Annotated in this window: 3 protein-coding genes; all 3 read left to right on the top strand. The window is 42.2% G+C overall.

All coding sequences use genetic code 11. The features are described from left to right. Positions 1 to 74 precede the first annotated feature (74 nt). Positions 75 to 1,685 (top strand): NuoM family protein, encoded by a 1,611-nt coding sequence (locus JWQ85_RS12790; RefSeq protein ID WP_299468522.1) that lies wholly within the window; start codon positions 75 to 77, stop codon positions 1,683 to 1,685. A 5-nt stretch (positions 1,686 to 1,690) separates the two neighbouring features. Beyond that, entirely contained in the window at positions 1,691 to 3,202 is a 1,512-nt protein-coding gene (locus JWQ85_RS12785) for an NADH-quinone oxidoreductase subunit N (protein ID WP_299468520.1), read from the top strand. Positions 3,203 to 3,278: 76 nt separating this feature from the next. Continuing rightward, the coding region (locus JWQ85_RS12780; RefSeq protein WP_299468518.1) for an ammonia channel protein at positions 3,279 to 4,129 on the top strand (851 nt) is incomplete at its 3' end.

Below are 4,129 nucleotides of genomic sequence, written 5' to 3'. Positions count from 1 at the left end.
AAAATTCAATATTATTTATTCAGCATGTTATTAGTGCTGATCACCGTATTTATTTTAAAACTGATCTGGACCTGATGAATATATTAACCCTGCTCATTTTTACACCCATACTGTTTGGCTTAGTTATTCTGTTGCTGCCATCATCATTGCGTGCGAGTTTCAAATACATAACGTTATTTGCCACTCTATTGCAATTGTGTTTCAGTATATATATTTATCTGCACTTTCAAACAGGGGCGGCGTTCGCGGGCATTAATCATGAAGATCAGTTTCAGTTTGTACAAAAACTACCCTGGATAAGCCTCGACTTAGGCGCCATGGGTAAAATGCAGATTGAATATTTTGTGGGGATAGATGGTATATCTGTCACCTTATTGGTGATGACCTCGCTGGTGATGGTGATCGCTGCTATTGCATCCTGGGAGATAACCAGTAATCTTAAAGGGTTTTTCGCGCTGTTCCTGCTGCTGGACATGGCTGTTGTAGGCGTGTTTTGTGCGCTGGATTTCTTCCTGTTCTATACCTTTTACGAATTAATGTTACTGCCTTTATACTTCCTGATAGGCATGTGGGGCGGCGCACGGCGTGAATATGCAGCTATAAAATTCTTCCTGTATACCTTATTCGGTTCGGTATTTATGCTGCTGGTGATGGTAGGTTTATATCTGTCGGTTAAAGATCCTGCTACCGGTAACCATACCTTCAATATCATCCACATGATGAACCCGGCTAATTATATAGAGGGTTCGGTGTTTTCTATTTTTAGTCATGCTACTATATTGGGTATGCCCGCCCGGGCCGTTGGTTTTGTGGTGTTGTTTATTGCATTCGCCATTAAAGTTCCGGTGGTGCCGTTACATACCTGGTTGCCCGATGCACACGTAGAAGCGCCAACCCCGGTATCTATTATTCTTGCAGGTATCTTGCTGAAAATAGGCGGTTACGGTATCATCCGTATCTGTATAGGCATTTTCCCTGATGTGGCTTTATCCGGGGCATTTTGGTTAGGATTACTGGGTGTGATATCTATTTTATACGGCGCGTTCAACGCCCTTGCGCAACGCGATCTAAAACGCATGATAGCTTATTCATCTGTATCGCACATGGGGTTTGTATTGCTGGGCCTCGCCTCTAATACTGCCGAAGGTATCAGCGGTGCAGTGCTTCAAATGGTTAGTCACGGGTTTTTATCAACCATGCTGTTCTTTTTAGTAGGGGTGATATACAACCGTGTACATGATAGAGATATATACAATTTCCGTGGATTAGGTACACTGATGCCACGCTATACGGTTTACGTAATGATAGCATTCTTCGCATCGTTAGGTTTGCCGGGTTTCTCCGCTTTCGTAGCCGAAGCCTTCTCGTTAGCAGGCGCATTCAAATCGCATTCGGTTAATGGCTTGCTGCCTTATTGGATGGCCATTTGCGGTTCGGTAGGTATCTTGCTGAGTGCCGCTTACTTTTTATGGACATTGCAGCGTATGTTTTTCGGTGGTGTATCCCTAAAAGGTGGCGACGTTTGGAAAGTAGCGTTAACTGATATCAACTTCCGCGAAACGGCTACCTTACTGCCGCTGGCGCTTATCGCACTAGTATTGGGCATTATGCCATCGCTGGTGTTGGGTAAAATAAATGATTCGGTGTTGGCCTTAATTGCTTTTACTCAAAACGTATTACGCTAATATAAATGAAGGATCTGTTACCCCACATTACCGCCCAGTTAAATGATGTTTTAGGCAGCTTGCCCTACTTTATGCCCGAAGTTTATTTAACTGTACTGTTTATAGTGGTGTTGGTAACAGATCTTTTATTTGGGAAAAACTCCGCCAAGCTTTGCCGCATAGTGGCAAGCGTGGGCATGCTGCTGGTAATATTTAAGGTTCTGCAGCAGGTAGCAATAACCGGGGCAGATGCCGTACCCATATTTAGTAATATGCTGATACTGCACCGCACCGCAATTGCATTTAAATTTATTATTGATGTGCTGGCGTTTATATTATTGCTGTATTTTGCCTGGGACAGAAAACTGCAGGAACATAAAAAAGGTCTATCGGACTTGTACAGCATCGTAGTAGGCTCGGTATTGGGGCTGCATTTAATGACGATGGCGACAAACCTGTTATCGGTTTACCTCGCTATTGAAATGGTATCCATCTCGTCGTACCTGCTGGCATCATACCGTACCGAAAATGCTAAAAGCACGGAGGCCGGTTTAAAATATGTGCTTTTTGGTGCTGCGGCATCGGCAGTAATGCTTTATGGTATCTCGCTGATATATGCTTATAGCGGCTCGCTCGATCTGTTCTCGCAGCAAATGGCAACCGGGCTTTTGCATGCAAATAATCTGAGTGTGTCGTTTGCATTAGCATTAGTGTTTATCGGTATCGGCTTTAAACTGTCTTTTGTTCCGGTGCATTTTTACGTCCCCGATGTTTATGAAGGTGCAGCTACGCCGGTAACGGCCTATCTGTCAACCTTGCCAAAAATTGCTGCTTTTGCATTAGTTGTAAACTTTGTAGCACCTTTTGTGGCCCAACAAGGCTTTTATAATAACTGGAAAGGTTTTGATTTCAGGCTGGTATTATCGGCCATTGGTATACTTACCATGATATTGGGCAATTTTGCTGCTGTTTTACAAAATAGTGTAAAAAGAATGTTGGCCTATTCGGGTATTGCGCATACCGGTTTTGCTTTAATGGCACTTGTCACATTTAATACCCAAGGTTTATCGGCTTTAACCTATTATTTGTTAATGTATGGCCTGGCCAACATTGCCGCCTTGGCGCTGGCCAATTATTTTGAGAACAACGAGGGCATCACCAACATGAGCGATTACAAAGGCCTTGGCTTTAAATACCCGCTTGCTTCGGTTTGTTTTGTTATCGTCTTAATTTCTTTAACCGGGATACCTATAAGTGCCGGGTTTACGGGTAAGCTGTTTGTGTTTTCGGCGGTTTATAGCGTTTACCAGCAAACGCATGATGTATGGCTAATGGGTTTATTAATTACCGGCGCGGTTACTACTGTTGTTGGTCTATTCTATTATATTAAGATCCCGCTTAATTTATTTTTGAAAAGGGCAGAAATTGTTCCGAATGAAATTTCGTATTCTACTAATTTGGTAGTGTTTTCTTCTGTAATTGCATTATTGCTAATAATATTTGGAATTTTTCCTGATTTTTTAATGAAATTCCTATAATTGTTTCATTTTTTGCAAAATTATCTCGTAAAAATGTATAAATTGAGGCCGTTTTAATAAATGGTTTTAATTTGATATGAAACGTTACTTTCCCTTTTTTGTAATTCTGGTTATTTTATCACTTACGTTTATTTTTCCTTCGATAGAATATGATAAAACAGTAAAATCTAACTTTAACACTGGTGATATTGCCTGGATGCTGATGTCAACAGCGCTTGTTTTAATAATGACGCCCGGACTTGCCTTTTTTTACGGCGGTATGGTGAATAAAAAGAACGTAATATCAACAATGCTGCAAAGTATTGTGTGTATGGTTATCATTACGGTGCTTTGGGGTATATTTGGTTTCAGTTTAGCCTTTGGCGATAGCATTGGCGGCATAATTGGTAACCCATCAACCTTTTTTATGATGAAAGGTATGCTAGGTAATGCAAGTTGGAAGGCAGCACCAACCATTCCGCTGTTATTATTTGCCATGTACCAGTTAAAGTTTGCTATCATCACACCGGCGCTTATCACCGGTGCATTTGCAGAGCGTATCCGCTTCAACTCATATATTATCTTTTTGGTACTGTTCTCTATATTCATTTTCTCGCCACTGGCGCACGCTACCTGGCACCCGGATGGTGTGTTGGCTAAATTAGGCGTGCTTGATTTTGCGGGTGGTACAGTTGTACACATGTCGGCAGGTTGGGCGGCATTGGCGTCGGCATTATTTTTAAAACGCCGTAACGAAGCAAACCACGCACCCGCACGTATCACTTACGTAATGATAGGTACCGGATTATTATGGTTCGGTTGGTTTGGTTTTAATGCAGGCTCGGCATTTGGTGCAAATCATTTAGCCGTTACGGCACTGGCTACAAGCACAACAGCATCTGCCGCGGCAGGTGTTACCTGGATATTTTTTGATATGCTGCGTGGCCG

This window comes from Mucilaginibacter sp. (genome assembly GCF_028288105.1).
GTDB lineage: Bacteria > Bacteroidota > Bacteroidia > Sphingobacteriales > Sphingobacteriaceae > Mucilaginibacter.
Note: the sequence above shows the minus strand (reverse complement) of the source record. Positions and strands in the feature narration are given on the sequence as shown.

Excerpts from the sequence above, each read along its gene's own strand:
- JWQ85_RS12790 (WP_299468522.1), top strand. The coding sequence starts at position 75 with ATGAATATATTAACCCTGCTCATTTTTACACCCATACTGTTTGGCTTA.
- JWQ85_RS12785 (WP_299468520.1), top strand. The coding sequence starts at position 1,691 with ATGAAGGATCTGTTACCCCACATTACCGCCCAGTTAAATGATGTTTTA.